This window comes from Pseudomonas sp. CFBP13528 (assembly GCF_005233615.1).
GTDB classification, from domain to species: Bacteria; Pseudomonadota; Gammaproteobacteria; order Pseudomonadales; family Pseudomonadaceae; genus Aquipseudomonas; species Aquipseudomonas fluorescens_AM.
In genome coordinates, this window is sequence record NZ_QGAJ01000011.1 from 76,810 (window position 1) to 96,323 (window position 19,514).

22 protein-coding genes are annotated in these 19,514 nt (G+C 61.6%); 13 read left to right on the top strand and 9 right to left on the bottom strand.

What is annotated here, in order from left to right:
- Positions 1-177: 177 nt before the first annotated feature.
- Positions 178-1,632, top strand: a complete 1,455-nt coding sequence (locus tag PspCFBP13528_RS19345) for a TrkH family potassium uptake protein (protein WP_065949380.1) — start codon at positions 178-180, stop codon at positions 1,630-1,632.
- On the opposite strand, the gene PspCFBP13528_RS19350 is transcribed toward PspCFBP13528_RS19345, so the two are convergent.
- On the bottom strand, positions 1,589-2,647 hold the full coding sequence (locus PspCFBP13528_RS19350) for an AraC family transcriptional regulator (protein WP_101219959.1): 1,059 nt from the start codon (positions 2,645-2,647) through the stop codon (positions 1,589-1,591). The genes PspCFBP13528_RS19345 and PspCFBP13528_RS19350 overlap by 44 nt on opposite strands.
- Positions 2,648-2,807: 160 nt before the next feature.
- Here PspCFBP13528_RS19350 and PspCFBP13528_RS19355 point away from each other — a divergent pair, with 160 nt between their 5' ends.
- The 3 genes from PspCFBP13528_RS19355 (at position 2,808) to PspCFBP13528_RS19360 (ending at position 4,911) form a co-directional block, all read left to right on the top strand.
- Positions 2,808-3,119: a DUF962 domain-containing protein gene (locus PspCFBP13528_RS19355; protein WP_065949378.1), complete on the top strand. Its 312-nt coding sequence runs from the start codon at positions 2,808-2,810 to the stop codon at positions 3,117-3,119.
- Between the two features lie 319 nt (positions 3,120-3,438).
- Positions 3,439-3,609 (top strand): hypothetical protein, encoded by a 171-nt coding sequence (locus tag PspCFBP13528_RS27640; protein WP_164484665.1) that lies wholly within the window; start codon positions 3,439-3,441, stop codon positions 3,607-3,609.
- Positions 3,610-3,714: 105 nt separating this feature from the next.
- On the top strand, positions 3,715-4,911 hold the full coding sequence (locus tag PspCFBP13528_RS19360; protein WP_065949377.1) for an MFS transporter: 1,197 nt from the start codon (positions 3,715-3,717) through the stop codon (positions 4,909-4,911).
- Here PspCFBP13528_RS19360 and arfB read toward each other — a convergent pair.
- The gene (gene arfB, locus PspCFBP13528_RS19365; RefSeq protein ID WP_137201269.1) at positions 4,908-5,321 is read right to left on the bottom strand and encodes an alternative ribosome rescue aminoacyl-tRNA hydrolase ArfB; all 414 of its coding nucleotides are present in this window, start codon (positions 5,319-5,321) and stop codon (positions 4,908-4,910) included. The two genes, PspCFBP13528_RS19360 and arfB, sit on opposite strands and share 4 nt — an antisense overlap.
- Positions 5,322-5,433: 112 nt before the next feature.
- Positions 5,434-6,855, bottom strand: a complete 1,422-nt coding sequence (locus PspCFBP13528_RS19370) for an amino acid permease (protein WP_065949375.1) — start codon at positions 6,853-6,855, stop codon at positions 5,434-5,436.
- Between the two features lie 648 nt (positions 6,856-7,503).
- On the opposite strand from PspCFBP13528_RS19370, the gene PspCFBP13528_RS27645 reads away from it, so the two are divergent.
- Positions 7,504-7,641, top strand: coding sequence for a hypothetical protein (locus tag PspCFBP13528_RS27645; RefSeq protein ID WP_003237751.1), 138 nt, complete (start codon positions 7,504-7,506; stop codon positions 7,639-7,641).
- 73 nt (positions 7,642-7,714) lie between these two features.
- On the top strand, positions 7,715-8,674 hold the full coding sequence (locus PspCFBP13528_RS19380; protein WP_065949373.1) for a leucyl aminopeptidase: 960 nt from the start codon (positions 7,715-7,717) through the stop codon (positions 8,672-8,674).
- A 193-nt stretch (positions 8,675-8,867) separates the two neighbouring features.
- On the opposite strand, the gene rluB is transcribed toward PspCFBP13528_RS19380, so the two are convergent.
- The 6 genes from rluB to PspCFBP13528_RS19410 form a co-directional block, all read right to left on the bottom strand.
- Complete coding sequence (gene rluB, locus PspCFBP13528_RS19385; protein ID WP_065949372.1) at positions 8,868-10,079, bottom strand: 23S rRNA pseudouridine(2605) synthase RluB; 1,212 nt, start codon at positions 10,077-10,079, stop codon at positions 8,868-8,870.
- A 144-nt stretch (positions 10,080-10,223) separates the two neighbouring features.
- Positions 10,224-10,415, bottom strand: coding sequence for a DUF1289 domain-containing protein (locus tag PspCFBP13528_RS19390; protein WP_065887639.1), 192 nt, complete (start codon positions 10,413-10,415; stop codon positions 10,224-10,226).
- A gap of 127 nt (positions 10,416-10,542) precedes the next feature.
- Entirely contained in the window at positions 10,543-11,457 is a 915-nt protein-coding gene (scpB, locus tag PspCFBP13528_RS19395; protein ID WP_065949371.1) for an SMC-Scp complex subunit ScpB, read from the bottom strand.
- A gap of 12 nt (positions 11,458-11,469) precedes the next feature.
- The gene (locus tag PspCFBP13528_RS19400; RefSeq protein WP_164365898.1) at positions 11,470-12,168 is read right to left on the bottom strand and encodes a ScpA family protein; all 699 of its coding nucleotides are present in this window, start codon (positions 12,166-12,168) and stop codon (positions 11,470-11,472) included.
- A gap of 120 nt (positions 12,169-12,288) precedes the next feature.
- Complete coding sequence (locus tag PspCFBP13528_RS19405) at positions 12,289-12,918, bottom strand: L-threonylcarbamoyladenylate synthase (RefSeq protein ID WP_065949370.1); 630 nt, start codon at positions 12,916-12,918, stop codon at positions 12,289-12,291.
- A gap of 13 nt (positions 12,919-12,931) precedes the next feature.
- A complete protein-coding gene (locus PspCFBP13528_RS19410) occupies positions 12,932-13,795 on the bottom strand; it encodes a PHP domain-containing protein (protein ID WP_065949369.1) in 864 nt (287 codons plus the stop codon).
- Between the two features lie 87 nt (positions 13,796-13,882).
- Here PspCFBP13528_RS19410 and PspCFBP13528_RS19415 point away from each other — a divergent pair, with 87 nt between their 5' ends.
- From PspCFBP13528_RS19415 to PspCFBP13528_RS19445, 7 genes are all read left to right on the top strand, one after another.
- Positions 13,883-14,476: a septation protein A gene (locus PspCFBP13528_RS19415; RefSeq protein WP_137201271.1), complete on the top strand. Its 594-nt coding sequence runs from the start codon at positions 13,883-13,885 to the stop codon at positions 14,474-14,476.
- A 1-nt stretch (position 14,477) separates the two neighbouring features.
- On the top strand, positions 14,478-14,777 hold the full coding sequence (locus tag PspCFBP13528_RS19420; protein WP_065887633.1) for a YciI family protein: 300 nt from the start codon (positions 14,478-14,480) through the stop codon (positions 14,775-14,777).
- A gap of 106 nt (positions 14,778-14,883) precedes the next feature.
- A complete protein-coding gene (locus PspCFBP13528_RS19425) occupies positions 14,884-15,291 on the top strand; it encodes a translation initiation factor 2 (protein ID WP_065949367.1) in 408 nt (135 codons plus the stop codon).
- Between the two features lie 7 nt (positions 15,292-15,298).
- Positions 15,299-15,976, top strand: a complete 678-nt coding sequence (locus PspCFBP13528_RS19430) for a response regulator transcription factor (RefSeq protein ID WP_065949366.1) — start codon at positions 15,299-15,301, stop codon at positions 15,974-15,976.
- Between the two features lie 221 nt (positions 15,977-16,197).
- Complete coding sequence (locus PspCFBP13528_RS19435) at positions 16,198-16,659, top strand: LTXXQ domain protein (RefSeq protein WP_065949365.1); 462 nt, start codon at positions 16,198-16,200, stop codon at positions 16,657-16,659.
- A 69-nt stretch (positions 16,660-16,728) separates the two neighbouring features.
- Positions 16,729-18,075, top strand: a complete 1,347-nt coding sequence (locus tag PspCFBP13528_RS19440) for a HAMP domain-containing sensor histidine kinase (protein ID WP_137201272.1) — start codon at positions 16,729-16,731, stop codon at positions 18,073-18,075.
- A 38-nt stretch (positions 18,076-18,113) separates the two neighbouring features.
- Positions 18,114-19,463 (top strand): CoA transferase, encoded by a 1,350-nt coding sequence (locus PspCFBP13528_RS19445; protein WP_137201273.1) that lies wholly within the window; start codon positions 18,114-18,116, stop codon positions 19,461-19,463.
- The last annotated feature ends 51 nt before the right edge of the window (positions 19,464-19,514 follow it).

A 19,514-nucleotide genomic window follows, 5' to 3' on the forward strand; every position in this document is an offset into this window, starting at 1 on the left:
GGGAGGGGGCTTGCCCCCGATAGCGGTGTATCAGATACGAATTGACCGACTGACACTCTGCTATCGGGGGGCAAGCCCCCTCCCACAGTTGATCGGCATCGTCTGGAGCTGCCAGGTTTACATGCCCTGCACCCCAGGTAGAATGGCGCCTCTGCCCAAATCACCCGAGCGAACTTCATGGCGTTGCCGACCCTACGCATCATCGGTTTCATCATCGGCATCTTCCTGATCACGCTTGCGATCGCCATGGTCGTGCCCATGGCCACCCTGGTGATCTTCGAACGCACCAGCGACCTGCCCTCCTTCCTGTGGGCCAGCATGATCACCTTTATCGCCGGCCTGGCCCTGGTCATTCCCGGGCGCCCGGAACACGTGCACCTGCGCCCCCGGGATATGTACCTGTTGACCGTCACCAGCTGGGTGGTGGTGTGCGTCTTCGCGGCGCTGCCGTTCTTGCTGACTCAGCACATCAGCTACACCGACTCGTTTTTTGAAAGCATGTCCGGCATCACGGCCACCGGGTCCACGGTGTTGAGTGGGCTGGACAGCATGTCGCCGGGCATCCTGATGTGGCGCTCGCTGTTGCACTGGCTCGGCGGTATCGGTTTTATCGGCATGGCGGTGGCGATCCTGCCGCTGCTGCGCATCGGTGGCATGCGCCTGTTCCAGACCGAGTCGTCGGATCGTTCGGAAAAAGTCATGCCGCGCTCCCATATGGTCGCGCGGCTGATCGTGGCGGCGTATGTGGGCATTACCATCCTCGGCAGCCTGGCATTCTGGTGGGCCGGGATGGGGCTGTTCGACGCGATCAACCACGCCATGTCGGCGATTTCCACCGGCGGGTTTTCCACCTCCGATGAATCCCTGGCGCACTGGAAGCAACCGGCGGTGCATTGGGTGGCGGTGGTGGTGATGATCCTGGGCAGCCTGCCGTTTACCCTGTACGTGGCGACCTTGCGCGGCAACCGCCGCGCGCTGATCAAGGACCAGCAGGTGCAGGGTTTGCTCGGCCTGCTGGTGGTGACCTGGCTGGTGCTCGGCACCTGGTATTGGTGGACCACCAACCTGCACTGGCTGGACGCCCTGCGCCACGTGGCGCTTAACGTCACGTCGGTGGTGACCACCACCGGTTTTGCGCTGGGCGACTACAGCCTCTGGGGCAACTTCTCACTGATGCTGTTCTTCTACCTGGGCTTCATCGGCGGCTGTTCGGGCTCTACCGCCGGCGGGATCAAGATCTTCCGCTTCCAGGTCGCCTATATCCTGCTCAAGGCCAACCTGAACCAGTTGATTCACCCGCGCGCGGTGATCAAACAGAAATACAACGGTCATCGTCTCGACGAGGAAATCGTGCGCTCGATCCTGACCTTTTCGTTTTTCTTCGCCATCACCATTTGCGCCATCGCGCTGGCCCTGTCACTGCTGGGTCTGGACTGGATGACCGCATTGACCGGCGCGGCCAGCACCGTATCCGGCGTCGGCCCGGGCCTGGGTGAAACCATTGGCCCGGCCGGCAACTTCGCCAGCCTGCCGGATGCGGCCAAGTGGATTCTGTCGCTGGGCATGCTGTTGGGGCGGCTGGAAATTATTACGGTGTTTGTGCTCTGTATTCCGGCATTCTGGCGTCACTGACGGTCGACGTCTGCTGCAATCGCGCCCGGTATTCGCCGGGCGTGGCGTCGAACCAGCGGCGAAACGCGCGAAAGAAGTTGCTGGGGTCGGCGAACCCCAACAGGTAGGCGATTTCCAGCAAGGTCATGCTCGGCTGCGCCAGGTATTGCTCGGCCAGCTCACGGCGGGTGTCGTCGAGCAGGGTCTGGAAGCTGGTGCCTTCCTCCTGCAAACGCCGCTGCAAGGTACGCTGGGACAGATGCAACGTCTGCGCCACCACTTCGCGCTTGGGTTCGCCCTGGGGCAGCAGGCGGCACAGCACCTGCCGTGCCTTGTGGGTCACACGGCTTTCGGAAAAGCGCGCCAGGTACTCACCGGCAAAACGATCGTGCAGCTGCGCCATGGCCTCGTTGGCCGTGGGCAATGGCGCCTCCATGTCGGCCTGCTCGAAAATCAGCGCGTCATACGGCGCATTGAATTCCAGCGGCGCATGGAACACTTCGTTGTAGGGCGCCAGATCGGCCGGTTGATCGCCCTGCAGCAACACCTTATGCGGTTGCAGGGTACGCCCTGTGAGCCAGCCGCACAGCGCCAACGCGCTGGCCAACGAGGCCTCGGCGCTTTGCCGGGTGGGCGGCAGGTGATCGCCGTGCACGGTCAGGATCAACGCGTAGCCTTCGGGTAACAGGCGGAAACTCAAGTCGGCACTTTCGGCGATGATGCGCTGGTAACGCACCAGGCGCCTGAAACCTTCGGCCAGGGTGTTGCTGGACATCAAGGCATAACCGGCGACATGAAACGATGCGGGACGCACCACTTTGCCCATGTTCAGGCCAATGGCCGGGTTGCCCGATAACTCCACTGCGCGCTGCCATAAACGGGTCATGGCATCCTGCGCAAAACGCGCGTCGGGGTCACTGAGATCGGCATAGTCCAACCCCAGTTGTTTGAACAGGGCCCGGCAATCCAGGCCGTCCATTTCCAGGGCCTTGACTATCCCCATCGCCCAGCTTGCTGACGTTGTTCGTTCGCTCATGGCATCTTCTTGATAATGCAGGCTTGAACGGCAGCCAGGAGGCCAAGGATACTAAAGTGGCATCTATTGTCACTGGCTGTTACCACTGATCACTCTAGACTCAAATAAGCTCCCCGCCGAACACCTGTTGGGCGGCACTACAATCAGAGGGCTTGCCACCGTGGAAAACGTCAAGCGATTCAACAGCTTCGCCGAGTTTTACCCGTATTACCTGGCTGAGCACGGCAACAGCACCTGCCGGCGCCTGCATTTTATCGGCACCACGCTGGTGATCGGCATTCTGGCCTACGCCATCGGCCGAGGCTCGCTGGGCCTGTTGCTGGCCGTGCCGATCGCCGGCTACAGCTTTGCCTGGATCGGTCATTTCTTCTTCGAGAAGAACCGCCCGGCCACCTTTGAGCACCCGTTTTACAGCCTGCTCGGTGATTTTGTGATGTACCGCGACATGATTCTGGGCAAGGTGCCGTTCTAGTCGCGATCGATATAAAAGTCTATTTGTCATTTACAGTGCTGTATCCTGCCAAGGCTTTTTGAGAGCGCGCAATCACCTGCGATTGAAAACAGACCTTGCGAGGAGCGACGACGATGCACGAGATACCTAATCTCCCCTTCCCAAGCCTGCACCCTACAGAGCAGCCAGCACCGCAGCAGGCCAGCGACACGCGGCCCGAGGCCAAAGACGCACAACCAGTCGACAGCGAAAGCCAGGACTGACGCCGTACCAGACCGTGTGGAAAGCGCAGCTTTGAGCGCTTTCCACACTGCCTGAATCATCCGAGACCCCTGCAAAAATGACCGATACCCCTGATACCGCCGTACTCGACGCCGCCCTGCAGATGGTCGAGGTCTGGAACCGCCTCAGCGCGGACAAACAAGCCGTGTTGCTCAAGCGCTTCGGCACCCAGGAAAACGCCCTGGCCGCCCTGGTCACCACCCAATTGCTGGCCCCCGCGCAAGCCTGAAGTGTTCCTGAGCTGAGGTTTTTGCGCTTTAACGCCCTGCACGAACCAAACCACCGGTATCATTAGCAGCCTATCTTTACCTGCTGCGACAGTGGACCTCTCCCCATGCCAGATACCCAGCGCCCCATGGCGGTCACGCTGCAAGTTGTTTCCATCGTGCTGTTCACCTTTATCGGCTACCTGAATATCGGCATCCCCCTGGCCGTATTGCCAGGCTATGTCCACAGCGAACTGGGCTATGGCGCGGTGGTTGCCGGTCTGGTGATCAGCGTGCAGTACCTGGCCACCCTGCTGAGTCGCCCATACGCGGGCAAAGTCATCGATAACCTGGGCAGCAAGCGTGCGGTGCTGATCGGCTTGGCGGGGTGTGGCTTGAGCGGTGTGTTCATGCTGCTGGCGGCGTGGTTTTCAAGCCTGCCGGCCGTGAGCCTGGGCAGCCTGCTGATCGGTCGCCTGGTATTGGGCAGCGCTGAAAGCCTGGTGGGCTCGGGCGCCATTGGTTGGGGCATTGGCCGGGTCGGTGCGGCGAATACCGCCAAGGTCATCTCCTGGAATGGCATCGCCAGCTACGGCGCCCTGGCGATCGGTGCGCCGCTGGGCGTAGTACTGGTCAGACATTTCGGACTGTGGAGCATGGGGGTCAGCATTGTTCTGCTGGCGGCAGTCGGCCTGTTGCTGGCCTGGAACAAGGTCGCCGCGCCAATCGTCAGCGGCGTGCGTCTGCCGTTCATGAATGTGCTGGGCCGGGTATTGCCCCATGGCTGCGCGCTGGCGTTGGGTTCCATCGGCTTTGGCACCATCGCGACCTTTATCACGCTGTATTACACCACCCAGCACTGGGACAACGCGGTGTGGGCCTTGAGCTTGTTTGGTGCCAGCTTTATCGGTGCGCGCCTGCTGTTCGGCAACCTGATCAACCGTATCGGCGGGTTTCGCGTGGCGATTGCCTGCCTGTCGGTGGAGATCCTCGGGCTGCTGTTGCTGTGGCTTGCGCCGGACGCCAACCTGGCCCTGGCGGGCGCGGCGTTGAGCGGGTTTGGCTTTTCCCTGGTATTTCCGGCGCTGGGGGTGGAAGCGGTCAACCTGGTGCCTGCCTCCAGCCGCGGTGCGGCGGTGGGGGCCTATTCGCTGTTTATCGATTTATCCCTGGGTATCACCGGACCATTGGCCGGGGCCGTGGCGGCAGGCTTCGGCTTTGGTTCGATCTTCCTGTTCGCCGCCCTCGCCGCCCTGGGTGGTTTGCTGCTCAGTGTGTACCTGTATCGCCAGGCGCCCAAGGCCCGCGAAGCACGCCAGGACTAAAAGTCGACCTTGCCGCGCCCGGCCTTGATGCTGCCACGCTTGGTCTTGGATTCGAGACGACGCTTTTTCGAGCCCAGGGTCGGCTTGGTCGGCCGGCGCTTCTTCTCCACCTTGGTGGCGCTGAGGATCAACTCCACCAGGCGCTCGAGCGCATCGGCGCGATTCTGTTCCTGGGTGCGATATTGCTGGGCCTTGAGCACCAGTACGCCATCACTGGTGATACGGCTGTCGCGTAATGCCAACAGCCGCTCCTTGTAGAATGGCGGCAATGACGACGCCGGAATATCAAATCGCAGGTGCACCGCACTCGATACCTTGTTGACGTTCTGCCCACCGGCGCCCTGGGCGCGAATGGCGGTCAGCTCGATTTCAGCATCGGGCAAGTGGACGTTGTTGGAAATCACCAGCATGGAGAACGGGGGCCTTGGCAGAGTGGGCGTTCAAGGATACGCGCCTTTAAGTCGAACGCGTTCCAATTGTGGGAGTAAGCCCGCTCCCACAACTTGGCACTGGATGCGGCTTTTACTTTGCCGTCAAGGCCGCCGTCGTCAAGCAATGCTGCGCCTTGCGCTTGTTCTTGATCCAGTAGCACACCGCCATGAACGCTACCCACACCGGAATCGCATACACCGACAGCTGAATTCCCGGAATCATCAGCATGATCACCAGGATAAACACCACGAACGCCAGGCAGATGCAGTTCCCATAGGGGTACCACAACGCCTTGAACAGCGGCACCTGGCCGGTACGGTTCATGTGCTGGCGAAACTTGAAGTGGGAGAAGCTGATCATCGCCCAGTTGATCACCAGCGTGGCCACCACCAGCGACATCAGCAATTGCAGCGCATGCTGCGGGATGAAGTAGTTCATCAACACCGCTACCAGCGTGACCACCGCCGACGCCAGGATCGCACGCACCGGTACACCGCGCTTGTCGATGCTGGCCAGCGCCTTCGGTGCATCGCCCTGTTCGGCCATGCCCAACAGCATGCGGCTGTTGCAGTAGGTGCCGCTGTTGTACACCGACAGCGCCGCCGTCAACACCACGAAATTGAGGATATGCGCGGCGGTGTTGCTGCCCAGCATCGAGAACACCTGCACGAACGGGCTGCCGCTGTAGGCATCGCCGGAGGCGTTCAGGGTGGCCAGCAAGCTGTCCCACGGCGTCAACGACAACAGCACCACCAACGCGCCGATGTAGAAAATCAGGATGCGGTAGATCACCTGATTGATCGCCTTGGGGATCACGGTGCGGGGCTGATCGGCTTCGGCAGCGGTAAATCCGAGCATTTCCAGGCCGCCGAAGGAGAACATGATGATCGCCATGGCCATCACCAACCCACCCACGCCATGGGGGAAGAAGCCGCCGTGCTCCCACAGGTTGCTCACCGAAGCCTGCGGCCCGCCGCTGCCGCTGACCAGCAGATAGCTGCCCAGGGCGATCATGCCGACGATTGCCACCACCTTGATGATTGCGAACCAGAACTCGGCCTCACCAAAGACTTTGACGTTGGCCAGGTTGATCAGGTTGATCAGCACGAAGAACGCCGCCGCCGAGACCCAGGTCGGAATCTCCGGCCACCAGTAATGCACGTATTTACCAACGGCCGTCAGCTCCGACATGCCCACCAGGATGTACAGAATCCAGCAGTTCCAGCCCGACAGGAAACCGGCGAAACCGCCCCAGTACTTGTGGGCAAAATGGCTGAAGGAGCCGGCAACCGGTTCTTCGACGATCATTTCGCCGAGCTGGCGCATGATCATGAAGGCGATAAAGCCGCAGATGGCATAGCCCAGGATCATCGACGGGCCGGCGGATTTGAGTACCCCGGCCGAACCGAGGAACAGACCGGTGCCGATGGCGCCACCCAGGGCGATCAACTGGATATGCCGATTTTTCAGGCCGCGTTTCAGCTCGCCTGAAGAGCAATGGGGTTCACTCATGAAAAGGGTCTCACGCAAGGTTTGAAGAGGTTGAATGCAGGTTGCTGCCTTGAATTACCGACTCAAGCAGCGCCGCTCAAACCCCAGCGCAGGCACCAGGAGTACAGCGTCTTTCTAGCGGTCATGCGTCACCTGTTTGTTTTTATCTGTGACGAAATCGAACCCGTCCGGCTCGTGACCGGGCGGAGTGATCAGGGCGATTGAACCCCTGAGGTCTTGGCCTTTGCGTGGATACGCAAGGGGGTCACAGTAAAACGCGGCGCATTGTACACCGCTCGACGGGTTCGGCACGCACCACGAGCGCGCACTCGACAATCTGTCAGGTATTCCTTACAGCGATTTTCCGACCCGATTTACCCGGTCAACTGCGTAAACCTAGCGTTACACACCGGAAAACTGGCTTTACGGTCAGGCTAAAATGAGGGTCTACGTAAAATTGTCAGTCAGACCTGACCGAACCATCGGTTCAGCCAATCAACTGTTTTCTCTCAATAAAAAATAACCTCGAAAAAACCGAAGAAAAAATCCAAATGAAACCGTGTCAATAAATATTTTGCATTTTGAAACACTCTCTCCTAGGTTCTCTGCACTTGCCTGCGAAGCCCGTTGGCAAGCCGTTCTCAAACAACGTCCTCTAGGAGATACACCATGCAAGCACTGGAAAAAGACCTGGAAACCGAACTGCAACTCGACGATTGGTTTGAAGCGCCGACCCATGAGGCCGCCGTTGAAATGATGCAAGCCGATGCCGTTGTGCCATTTGGCACCGCGATGTGGCCGTTCTAACACCCGGCAGGCATCCGGCAGGTGCCGTGCACGGCACCTGCCCCCTTACCCAAGGCATCGAAGGACACCCGTCATGGACAAGGCCCGCGCCGTTGAACACTTTCTCTATTACCTTGCTCACCACCCGGCCCTCCAGGGTCTGAGCCGCCCTACCGTGCTGCTGGGCCATACCGAGCGCTACGACGCCATCGCCCAGGCAATTACCCAAGGCAGCGCCGCCCGTTTCAATTTCCAGGTGCAGCGCCTGGACCTGAGCGCCAGCCAATCCCTGGCCCAGGCCATCGAAGCCTGCGACCTGTACCTGTTTCTCTACGACTCCTCGACCCTGCCCAACCCACGTGCCGAAGGCCCGGATTTTATCCGCGCGCTGCAGGGCGTGATGGCCGAACATTGGAAGAAGTCGCTGTTGTTCAAGGATTATGGCGACTACTTCTACGACACTTTCAGCGTCGAACCGCAGCGCATTGCCGACCTCAACGCCACCTTGATCCGGCGCATGACCGAGGCCACCGTGCTGAGCTTCACCGACAAGCACGGCTCGCGCCTCGAAGCTCCGATGAGCAGCATCAAGAAGTGGACCAATATCAACGGCGTCGGCAACCACGACCTGGCGCCTGGCGAGATCGCCACCCACAGCGAAGCCATCAACGGGCAAGTCAGGTTTGTCGGCACCTTCCTCAGCACCATCCCCTTTGCGCGTAAATACGGCGTGCTGGAGTCCCCCCTGGAACTGTGGATCGAGAACTCCACCATTTGCAGCGTGGCCAGCGACGTACCGGGGCTGGTGGATGACTTCAACAAGTACCTGAATGCCAACCCGTCGAACCGCCGCGTGGAAGAGCTGGGGATTGGCACCAATGAAGGGGTGAAGGATTTGTATGCGCGCAATGCGGGCTTTGAAGAGCGCCATTGCGGGTTGCATCTGGGCTTGGGTGGCGGGCAGAAAGGCAGTCATCACCTGGACCTGATCTTTGCCAGCGGGGTGTTGGCGCTGGATGACAAGCCGGTGTTTGATGGGACGTTTGCGTTCTGAGCAAAGGACTCGAAAACACTGGAGATCCAACTGTGGGAGGGGGCTTGCCCCCGATAGCGGTGAATCAGTGACAGATACTGAGGCTGACACACTGCAATCGGGGGCAAGCCCCCTCCCACAGTTGATTGCATTTCAAATTCAGAGAAAAAAAAGCCAACCCTGGGGTTGGCTTTTTTATGCAGCGGCTACGGCATCACTGCGGCTTCTTGCGACCAAAACCCGGACGCTGACCGGAGCCGGCCGGGGCGCCACGGCGCTTGCCCGACGGCTCGTCAGCTACCAGTTTCGGGCCAGGGCGCTTGTTCGCCGAAGGCTTGGCCGGACGCTTGGTGCTGGCGTTGTCGGCCGGACGATCCGCTTCACCACGGTTGCTGCGACCACCCGACGGGGCCGGACGCGGTGCGCGTGGAGCACGCTCGCCTTCCTGGCGCGATGGCGAGGTGGGACGGCGCTCACCTTCGATCTGCGGCTCACGGGAGATACGGCCGCCGGTGGCCGGTGCATTCAACGCCGGGCGCAGGGTGCGGGCAACGCGCTCGGTACGCGGCACGGGACGCGACGATTTACGCTGCATACGCTCAAGCTTGTCTTTGCTCTTGGCGTTCATCTGCGGCATCGCGACCGGCGTCAGGCCGACTTCGGCGCTGAGGATGTCGACTTCGTACTGGCTCATTTCGCGCCAGCGACCCATCGGCAAGTCGGAGTTGAGGAACACCGGGCCGAAACGCACACGCTTCAGGCGGCTGACCACCAGGCCCTGGGACTCCCACAGGCGACGGACTTCACGGTTACGGCCTTCCATCACCACGCAGTGGTACCAGTGGTTGAAGCCTTCACCACCCGGCGCCTGCTTGATGTCGGTGAACTTGGCCGGGCCGTCTTCAAGGACCACACCGGCTTTCAAGCGCTCGATCATCTCGTCATCGACTTCGCCACGCACACGCACGGCGTATTCGCGGTCCATCTCGTAGGAGGGGTGCATCAGGCGGTTGGCCAGCTCACCGTCGGTGGTGAACATCAGCAAGCCGGTGGTATTGATGTCCAGACGACCGATGTTGATCCAGCGGCCTTCTTTCGGCTTGGGCATCTTGTCGAACACGGTCGGACGGCCTTCCGGGTCGTCACGGGTGCAGATCTCGCCGTCGGGCTTGTTGTACATGATCACGCGGCGGACCGATTCAGCGGCCTCTTCGCGCTTGATGACCTTGCCATCGATGGTGATTGCATCGTGCAGGTCGACGCGCTGGCCGAGGGTGGCCTCGACGCCGTTGACCTTGATGCGCTTCTGGGTGATCCAGGCTTCGACGTCGCGGCGCGAACCCACGCCGATACGCGCCAGCACCTTTTGCAGTTTTTCGCCTGCTGGGCCGATTTCCTGGCTGTCGTTCTGGTCTTTGTCGTTCATCTTAAGCACCTCCCGGTGGGTCGATTCAGGCGTGGCCTGAAGAGTGTTGAAAGCGGGGCTTTGACCGAATAGGTCGGCAAAGGGTCGCGAATCATACGCGCATGGCGCGTGTTGCGCATCAGAGAGTAGTCGATAACACCCAAGTCATTTGCTTTTCCGCCGACCGGTGGCGCCGAGGGCCAGCAAGCGCAGTTCGGCTTCGGCCAGCACCGTGCGCTTATCGACTTTGTCGAGCTTCTTCCAGGCGCGGATTTCGCGCTTGCTGCGCCCGCAGCCGACACAGATGTCGTCGCTGAACTTGCAGATGCTGATGCAGGGGTCTTTGGTCGAAGTCATATTTGCTCTCGGACAACGGCGATCAAAATGTGGGAGGGGGCTTGCCCCCGATTGCGGTGTATCAGTGATGGTTGTGCTGACTGACACACTGCTATCGGGGGCAAGCCCCTTCACATATTGGACGGTGTCAGTCTTCGAGTTGGCGGCGTTCGTTTTCGATCGCCTCGGCCAACGCCCGGGCTTCATCTTCTTCATCGCTCAGCGGTGGCTGTTCGAGGGCGGCGACGGCGGCCAGCAGTTTTTCGCGGGCATCGGCCACGCCCAGCACGTCTTCTTCGACGTCGGGCTCGGGCTCAACGTTCACCTGGGTTTGCGGCTGCGACACGCCATCACGCAGCAAATCATCAAAGTCGGTCTTGATCCCCTGCTCCATGTCATCCAGTTCCAGCAACAAGGTATGGAAACTGGTTTCGTCCTTGGGTTCCTCCGGCTCGGCACTGGCATCGGCCAGTTCCTGCAGGCTCTGCGGCACCGGCGCATCGTCGAAATCCAGCACCGGCTCGGCTTCCATCTCGCGCAGCTCGGCCAACGGCGGCAGGTCGTCGAGGTTTTTCAGGTTGAAGTGGTCGAGGAACACTTTGGTGGTGGCGAACATCGCCGGTTTGCCGGGCACGTCACGGTAGCCGACGATGCGGATCCACTCGCGTTCCAGCAGCGTCTTGACGATATGACTGTTGACCGCCACACCACGCACATCTTCGATCTCGCCCCGGGTGATCGGCTGGCGATAGGCAATCAACGCCATGGTCTCCAGCATCGCCCGCGAATAACGCTGCGGGCGTTCCTCCCACAAGCGTCCCACCCACGGGGAAAATTTCTCGCGGATCTGCAGGCGATAACCCGACGCCACTTCACGCAACTCAAAGGCGCGACCGTCGCAGGACTTGCGCAGGATCTCCAGCGCCTTCTTGAACACAGGCGGTTCGGGGCGTTCGGCCTCTTCAAAGAGTTCGAACAGGCGCTCCAGGGATTGCGGCTTGCCCGAGGCCAGGAGGAAAGCTTCCAGCAAGGGCGCCAGTTCGCGGGGTTCAGTCAGATTCATCGATTCAGCTCGTTATTCGGCTCGCGCCCGCACATGGATAGCCGCAAACGGCTCATTCTGGACCAGTTCGACCAAGGACTCCTTGACCAGCTCCAGGATCGCCATGAAGGTCACCACCACACCCAGGCGCCCTTCTTCTGCGGTGAACAGCTCGACAAACGGCACAAACCCGCCGCCCTTGAGGCGCTCCAGCACATCGCTCATACGCTCGCGGGTGGACAGGGCTTCGCGACTGACCTGGTGGCTTTCGAACATGTCGCCACGGCGCAGCACCTCGGCCATGGACATCAGCAGCTCCTCCAGGCTGACGTCAGGCAGCAGCTTGCGCGCGCGCGCTTCGGGCGCGTCCAGCTTGGGCACCACCACATCGCGGCCGACACGACTCAAACCGTCGATACCTTCGGCAGCTGCCTTGAAGCGTTCGTATTCCTGCAAGCGGCGGATCAGTTCGGCGCGCGGGTCATCTTCTTCAGCCTCGACCGTCTCCGAGCGCGGCAGCAACATGCGCGACTTGATCTCGGCGAGCATCGCGGCCATCACCAGGTACTCGGCGGCCAGTTCCAGGCGCACCGACTGCATCAGTTCGACATAGCCCATGTACTGCCGGGTGATTTCCGCCACGGGAATATCGAGGATGTTGATGTTCTGTTTGCGAATCAGGTACAGCAGCAAGTCCAGCGGGCCTTCGAAGGCCTCAAGGAAGACTTCCAGGGCGTCGGGCGGGATGTACAGGTCCAGCGGCATTTCCATGACCGCCTGGCCATACACCATGGCAAATGGCAGTTCCTGCTGGGCGCCCGCCTGGGGATCGACGGTTTCCACGACCGACATTCAGGCCTCGACCATAAACGGCGTAGGGTCGCCGCATCCCACACGGATCACTTCAGGTTCGCCGTCGGCCAGGTTGATCACGGTGGACGCCTTGCCGCCGCCGAAGCCGCCGTCGATGATCAGATCGACTTGCTTCTCCAGCAACTGGCGCATTTCGTACGGGTCTTCCAGCGGTTCGGTATCGCCCGGCATGATCAACGACACGCTCATCAGCGGCTCACCCAGCTCGGCCAGCAGCGCCAGGGCAATCGGGTGTTCCGGCACGCGCAGGCCGATGGTGCGCTTCTTCGGGTGCAGCAACAGACGCGGCACTTCGCGGGTGGCGTTGAGAATGAAGGTATACGGCCCTGGGGTGTGCGCCTTGAGCAAGCGGAAGGTGCCCGTGTCGACCTTGGCGAACAGCCCCAGCTGCGACAAGTCGCTGCAGATCAGCGCAAAGTTATGATTTTTGTCCAGGTCACGCAGGCGTCTGACCCGCTCGACCGCGCCTTTGTCGCCGATCTGGCAACCGATGGCGTAGGACGAATCTGTTGGATAGATCACCACGCCGCCGGCGCGAATGATCTCGACGGCCTGTTTGATCAGGCGCGCCTGGGGGTTTTCCGGATGAATCTGGAAGAATTGACTCACGTGTTCTACCTGTTCAGACGGTGGCAATAATGGGGTCATGCTTGAATCGTCCCCACAACAGCGGCAGATCATCCGGTACCTGGCGATACTCGCCGATCTCGGACCAGCCGCCCGGGCCATGAAAATCACTGCCGGCACTGACCAGCAGACCAAATTCGCGGGCCAGGATCGCCAGGCTGCCGACCTGCTCGGCAGGTTGATGCCCGTTGACCACTTCGATCGCGTGGCCGCCCGCTCCAATATAGTCGCCTATCAGCTTGCGGCGCTTGCTGCGGGTGAAATCGTAATGCCAGGGGTGCGCCAGGCTGACCCAGGCCCCGGAGGCCCGCAGGGTGCCGACGGTGTCTTCCAGGGTTGGCCAGTGTTGCTTCACATCACCCAGCTTGCCCGCGCCCAACCATTTACGGAAAGCTTCGGCGCGGTCCTTGACGAAACCTTCACGCACCATCCAGTCGGCAAAGTGCGGACGGGCCGGTGCATTGCCGCTGTCGCCCAGCTCCTGCTGGATGGCGCGGGCGCCGTCCAGGGCGCCAGGCATGCCTTTGAGGCTGAGCTTGCGGCTTATTTCTTCGGACCGCAGCCAGCGGCCATCGTGCAATTGGGCGATGGCCGCCACCAGGGCCGGGGCGTTTTGCTCGAAACCGTAGCCGAGCACATGAATGGTGGCGCCGCCCCAGGTGCAGGACAATTCCACGCCGTTGACCAGTTGCATACCCAATGCGTTAGCCGCCGCGCGGGCCTCATCGAGGCCTTCGAGGGTGTCGTGGTCGGTCAGCGACAGGACTCGCACGCCTTTTTCAAACGCACGCGCAACCAGTACCGCAGGCGCCAGGGCGCCGTCGGAGGCCGTGCTGTGGCAGTGCAAATCAACATTCACGGGAGTGTGTAACCTCAAGTCAGCTGGCGCTATCGCAACCAAGGATGTTTGTTATTATGCCGCCACATCCAGCTTCTGGCTCTTACTGTGAAACAATTCATCGACTTCATCCCGCTGTTGCTGTTTTTCATCGTTACCAAACTCGACCCCAGGGTCATCGATATCGTCGGTCACGAACTGTCGTTCGGCGGCATCTACAGCGCCACCGCCGTGCTGATCATCAGCTCCATCGTGGTGTACGGCGCCATCTTCATCTCCCAGCGCAAGCTGGAAAAAAGCCAGTGGCTGACCCTCATCGCCTGCCTGGTGTTCGGCGGCCTTACCCTGGCCTTCCACAGCGAAACCTTCCTCAAGTGGAAGGCCCCGGTGGTCAACTGGCTGTTCGCCCTGGTCTTCATCGGCAGCCACTTCATTGGTGATCGCCTGCTGATCAAGCGGATCATGGGCCACGCGCTGACTTTGCCGGAGCCGATCTGGGTACGCTTGAACGTGGCCTGGATCGTGTTTTTCATCTTCTGCGGTGCCGCCAACCTGTTCGTGGCGTTTACCTTTCAAGACTACTGGGTCGACTTCAAGGTATTCGGCAGCCTGGCCATGACCCTGCTGTTCCTGGTCGGCCAGGGTATCTACCTGTCGCGCCACCTGCATGACACTGCCACCACGCCGAAAACCGAGGACTGACATGCTCTACGCCATCATTGCCACCGATGTTGCCAATTCGCTGGAAAAACGCCTGAGCGTGCGCCCGGCCCATGTCGAACGCCTCAAGCAGCTGCAAACCGAAGGCCGCATCGTACTCGCTGGCCCGCACCCGGCCGTCGACAGCAACGACCCGGGCGACGCGGGTTTCACCGGCAGCCTGATCGTTGCCGAGTTCGCGTCCCTGGCCGATGCCCAGGCGTGGGCCAAGGCTGATCCTTATGTGGCGGCGGGCGTCTACGCTGATGTCGTGATCAAGCCGTTCAAGCAAGTCCTGCCTTGAGCCCGGTGGCGCCGAACCAAAACGCTTGGGCGCCAGCCTGATGGCTCATTATTCCCGCTAACCTGCCGACAACGTTCTGAATATTCGTGTGGAATCAGGAGTTCCGATGCGCTTACGTCAGTTGTGTCTGTTGGCAATGTTAATGATCGGGGCGACGGCCCATGCTGAAGAACTTTCGAATGGTGGCAGCTCCACGCCGCTGTCCTTGAGTGCCGGCAGCCAGATCACCGAATTGCAGCAACGCTTGAAAGAAAGCGAAGGGCTACGCGAAGCGCTGAGCAAGCAACTGCAAGGCGCGCAATCGAACCCGGAAAGCGCGCAACTGAGTCGTTTGCGCCAGGAGAACCAACGCCTGGTCCAGCAACTCAAAGAAACACAGGCCGGTGCCTTGACTCGATGGCTGACCGAGCAGCAGCAATGGTTTGTCATCGGCGCGGGCGTCGCACTGATCGCCTTGCTGTGCGGTATCTTTGCCAGCGGTGGGCACCGTCGTCGTCGACAATGGCTAAATTGAGTGAGTCATGAGCGAGCTGTTACTGATAGATGATGACCAGGAGCTCTGTGAGCTGCTGACCAGTTGGCTGAGCCAGGAAGGTTTCCAGGTGCGCGCCTGCCATGACGGCTCCAGCGCCCGCAAGGCCTTGGCCGAAGCCGCTCCAGCAGCGGTGGTGCTCGACGTGATGCTGCCCGACGGCAGTGGCCTGGAGTTGCTCAAGCAATTGCGCAACGACCACCCGGAGTTGCCGGTGCTGATGCTCTCGGCCCGCGGCGAACCCCTGGACCGCATCCTCGGCCTGGAACTGGGCGCCGACGATTACCTGGCCAAGCCCTGCGACCCGCGCGAACTCACCGCGCGCTTGCGCGCCGTGCTGCGCCGCAGTCATCCGGCTGCCGTGTCGTCCCAACTGGAGTTGGGCGACCTGTGCTTCAGCCCGGTGCGCGGGGTGGTCAGCATCGACGAACAGGAATTTACCCTGACGGTCTCCGAAAGCCGCCTGCTCGAAGCCTTGCTGCGCCAACCCGGCGAACCCCTGGATAAACAGGAACTGGCGCAGATCGCCCTGGGCCGCAAGTTGACCCTCTACGATCGCAGCCTGGACATGCACGTGAGCAACCTGCGCAAGAAGATCGGCCCGCACCCGGACGGCCGGCCACGGATCGTGGCGCTGCGTAGTCGTGGTTACTATTATAGTTTTTAGGGGGCAGCTATAAGCTGCAAGCTACAAGCTGCAAGTAAGAGCTGTTCACTTGTAGCTTGTAGCTTGCAGCTTGCCCCTTACAGCTTGCAGCTTGTAGCTTGCAGCTTGCAGCTTGCAGTTTGCCCCTTACCAAACCTTTACGCTCCGCTGACGGCGGCTGACCTTGCTCTGGGTAACCTACTCACATCCGGACTCACCGGAACAGAGACAGGAGAATCACCATGCGCAAGACCCTTATCGCTTTGATGTTCGCCGCTGCACTGCCTACCGTCGCCATGGCCGCCATGCCGGAAGGCCCCGGCCCGATGGGCGGCCCGGAAGGCCACATGATGGGTGGCCCGGGTCACGGTGAACACGGTCCGCGTGGTAAAGGCGGCCCGTTCAGCCAGCTGGATTTGAGCAAGGAACAACGCGAGCAGATCCGCAAGCTGATGGGTGACCAATGGCACGCTCGCAAAGAGCTGACCCAGAAGTACCTGGACAAACTGCCGGCCGCTGACCAGAAAGCCATGCAGGACGAAATCGCCGCCGGCAAGCAGAAAACCCAGGCCGGTATCCGCGCCATCCTCAAGCCCGATCAGCAGAAGCAGTTCGACGAGATCGTCAAGCAACAAGAGCAGCGTCGTGCCGAATGGAAGGAATTCCAGGCCTGGAAAGCGCAACAGCCGCAAAAAGCGCAATAATGCCCTAGCGTTAATGCTCCCAGCCCAGTGGCCCCCCGCCACTGGGCTTTTCCTGTTTGAGGGTTTCCCGTGCGTTCATTGTTCTGGCGCATCCTGGCGAGTTTCTGGTTGGCCATCGCCCTGGTTGCCGGGTTGTCGATCCTGCTTGGGCATATGCTGAACCAGGACGCCTGGATTCTCAGCCGCCATCCCGGCCTCAACAATCTGGCGCAAGAGTGGACGCAACTCTACGAAGCCCAGGGCGAAGAGGCTGCGCAGGAGTTGCTGCAGCAGCGCAAGCGCCAGTACCACATTGACGTGCAAGTGCTCAACGAGGGCGGCGAGCCGGTGGTACGCGGCACCTTCCCGCGCCGTGCCGCCGCCTTCGAAGCCCGGCAGAATGACAGCCAGGACGGCCATCTGCCCTGGCGGCGCCTGACCGCCGAATACACCAGCGAAAAAACCGGCGACACCTACCTGCTGATCTATCGCATTCCTCATCCGGAGCTGGATGCCTGGCACCGCAGCAGCCTGTTATGGCCGTTCAGCGCCCTGGCCATTGCCCTGGTGGTGCTGACGCTGTTCAGCCTGTTGGTGACCCTGTCCATCACCCGACCGCTCAGCCGACTGCGCGGCGCGGTGCACGACCTGGGCCAAGCCACATACCAGCAGAACAGCCTGGCGCAATTGGCCAATCGCCGCGATGAATTTGGCGTACTGGCCACCGACTTCAACCGCATGGGCGCCCGCCTGCAAAGCCTGATCGGCAGCCAGCGCCAACTGTTGCGCGACGTCTCCCACGAACTGCGCTCGCCCCTGGCCCGCTTGCGTATCGCCCTGGCCCTGGCCGAGCGCGCCAGCCCCGAAGAACGGGAAAAACTCTGGCCGCGCCTGACACGCGAATGCGACCGCCTGGAAGCCCTGATCAGTGAAATTCTGGTACTGGCCCGGGTAGATGCCGACAACGCCAGCGCCGAAGAGATCGACCTCAACCCGCTGCTCAAGACGCTACAAAAGGACGCCCAGCTCGGCGCGCCGGAGCAAGAGGTGCAACTGACGACTGAACCCGACCTGCGCCTCAAGGGCTGGCCGACCATGATCGAACGCGCCGTGGATAACCTGCTGCGCAATGCCCAGCGCTTCAACCCGGCCGGCCAACCCATCGAGTTGCACGCGCAGCGGCACGGCGACCGGATCCTGATCAGCGTGCGCGATCACGGCCCCGGTGTCGACACCGAGCACCTGAGCCAATTGGGCGAGCCGTTCTACCGCGCCCCCGGCCAGACCGCGCAAGGCCACGGCCTGGGCCTGGCGATTGCACGTCGCGCCGCCGAACGCCATGGCGGCCACCTGATCCTGGCCAATCACCCAGGCGGCGGCTTTGTCGCCAGTATCGAACTGCCATTGGCACCTGGGGTTGTCACACCGGCCGGATGATCTTCTATAGTGGCCCTTCTCTTTAAGGAGGGCCTTCGATGACTGACCTGCTGACATCCATCCAAGCCGCACTCGATCTACCGCACACCCCGCTGACCCTGAGCGAGCCCGGCGCCCTGCCCTCGGCCTTCGCCGTGACTGACCTGGCCGCCGCCAGCATCGGCGCCGCCGGCCAGGCCGTTGCCGAGCTTATCCGCCAACAGACCGCACGTTTGCCGAGCATCAGCGTAGACCGTCGCCTCGCCTCGTTCTGGTTTTCCTCATCGATTCGCCCGCTGGGTTGGCAAGTGCCGCCGCTGTGGGACCCGGTAGCCGGTGACTACGCCAGCGCCGACGGCTGGATTCGCTTGCACACCAACGCCCCTCATCACCGCGCCGCCGCTGAGCGGGTGCTGGGCAACGTGACTGAACACGCGCAAATGGCGCGTAACGTCGCCAAGTGGAACGCCGCCGAACTGGAACAGGCGGTGGTCGACGCGGGCGGTTGCGCGGCGCAGATGCGTACGTGGCAAGCCTGGCAGGGCCACGCCCAAGGCATGGCGGTGAATGCCGAGCCCCTGATACAGCGGCAGGCCTTCGCCACCGTCGGCAACAAACCCTGGCTCGGCACCATGGCCCGACCGCTGGCCGGTATCAAGGTGCTGGATTTGACCCGCGTCCTGGCCGGCCCGGTCGCCAGTCGTTTTCTCGCGGGTCTGGGCGCGGACGTATTGCGCATCGACTCGCCCACCTGGGACGAGCCCGGCGTGGTGCCGGAAATGACCCTGGGCAAGCGCTGCGCGCGGCTTGACCTGAAAAGCGTCGAAGGCCGGCAGGTCTTCGAAGCGTTACTCGGGGACGCCGACATTCTGTTCCACGGTTACCGCGCCGATGCGTTAGAGCAACTGGGCTACGCGGGCGACGACCTGCAACGCATCGCGCCGGGCCTGATCGACGTCAGCCTCAACGCCTATGGCTGGAGCGGCCCATGGCGCAATCGGCGCGGGTTTGACAGCCTGGTGCAGATGAGCAGCGGGATTGCCGAAGCCGGCATGACTTGGAAGCAGGCGGACAAACCGTTGCCCCTGCCGGTGCAGGCGCTGGACCACGCGACCGGGTATTTGATGGCAGCGAGCGCGATCCGGGCGTTGGGCGAACGCTTGAAGTCCGGGCGTTGTGGTTCGGCGCGGTTGTCGCTGGCGCGCACGGCGAAGTTACTGGTGGATGCGGGGCAGGTGCCGGAGCAACCGGCGTTGCGGGCCGAAGAAGCGGGTGATCAAGGTCTGGTGGTGGAACAGACCGCCTGGGGCCAGGCGCATCGATTGCTGGCGCCGCTGACGATCAGCGGTACGCCGTTGCAATGGGAGGTGCCGGCTGGGGAATTGGGGTCGCATCGGCCTCAGTGGTGACCTCAAAACCGCTATCGGGGGCAAGCCCCCCTCCCACTTTTGACTGGGTTC

What these genes read in the sequence shown, in the direction of transcription:
- PspCFBP13528_RS19345 (WP_065949380.1), top strand. Translation starts at nt 178, where the DNA reads ATGGCGTTGCCGACCCTACGCATCATCGGTTTCATCATCGGCATCTTC.
- PspCFBP13528_RS19350 (WP_101219959.1), bottom strand. Translation starts at nt 2,647, where the DNA reads ATGAGCGAACGAACAACGTCAGCAAGCTGGGCGATGGGGATAGTCAAG.
- PspCFBP13528_RS27640 (WP_164484665.1), top strand. Translation starts at nt 3,439, where the DNA reads ATGACCGATACCCCTGATACCGCCGTACTCGACGCCGCCCTGCAGATG.
- PspCFBP13528_RS19360 (WP_065949377.1), top strand. Translation starts at nt 3,715, where the DNA reads ATGCCAGATACCCAGCGCCCCATGGCGGTCACGCTGCAAGTTGTTTCC.
- arfB (WP_137201269.1), bottom strand. Translation starts at nt 5,321, where the DNA reads ATGCTGGTGATTTCCAACAACGTCCACTTGCCCGATGCTGAAATCGAG.
- PspCFBP13528_RS19370 (WP_065949375.1), bottom strand. Translation starts at nt 6,855, where the DNA reads ATGAGTGAACCCCATTGCTCTTCAGGCGAGCTGAAACGCGGCCTGAAA.
- PspCFBP13528_RS27645 (WP_003237751.1), top strand. Translation starts at nt 7,504, where the DNA reads ATGCAAGCACTGGAAAAAGACCTGGAAACCGAACTGCAACTCGACGAT.
- PspCFBP13528_RS19380 (WP_065949373.1), top strand. Translation starts at nt 7,715, where the DNA reads ATGGACAAGGCCCGCGCCGTTGAACACTTTCTCTATTACCTTGCTCAC.
- rluB (WP_065949372.1), bottom strand. Translation starts at nt 10,079, where the DNA reads ATGAACGACAAAGACCAGAACGACAGCCAGGAAATCGGCCCAGCAGGC.
- PspCFBP13528_RS19390 (WP_065887639.1), bottom strand. Translation starts at nt 10,415, where the DNA reads ATGACTTCGACCAAAGACCCCTGCATCAGCATCTGCAAGTTCAGCGAC.
- scpB (WP_065949371.1), bottom strand. Translation starts at nt 11,457, where the DNA reads ATGAATCTGACTGAACCCCGCGAACTGGCGCCCTTGCTGGAAGCTTTC.
- PspCFBP13528_RS19420 (WP_065887633.1), top strand. Translation starts at nt 14,478, where the DNA reads ATGCTCTACGCCATCATTGCCACCGATGTTGCCAATTCGCTGGAAAAA.
- PspCFBP13528_RS19425 (WP_065949367.1), top strand. Translation starts at nt 14,884, where the DNA reads ATGCGCTTACGTCAGTTGTGTCTGTTGGCAATGTTAATGATCGGGGCG.
- PspCFBP13528_RS19430 (WP_065949366.1), top strand. Translation starts at nt 15,299, where the DNA reads ATGAGCGAGCTGTTACTGATAGATGATGACCAGGAGCTCTGTGAGCTG.
- PspCFBP13528_RS19435 (WP_065949365.1), top strand. Translation starts at nt 16,198, where the DNA reads ATGCGCAAGACCCTTATCGCTTTGATGTTCGCCGCTGCACTGCCTACC.
- PspCFBP13528_RS19445 (WP_137201273.1), top strand. Translation starts at nt 18,114, where the DNA reads ATGACTGACCTGCTGACATCCATCCAAGCCGCACTCGATCTACCGCAC.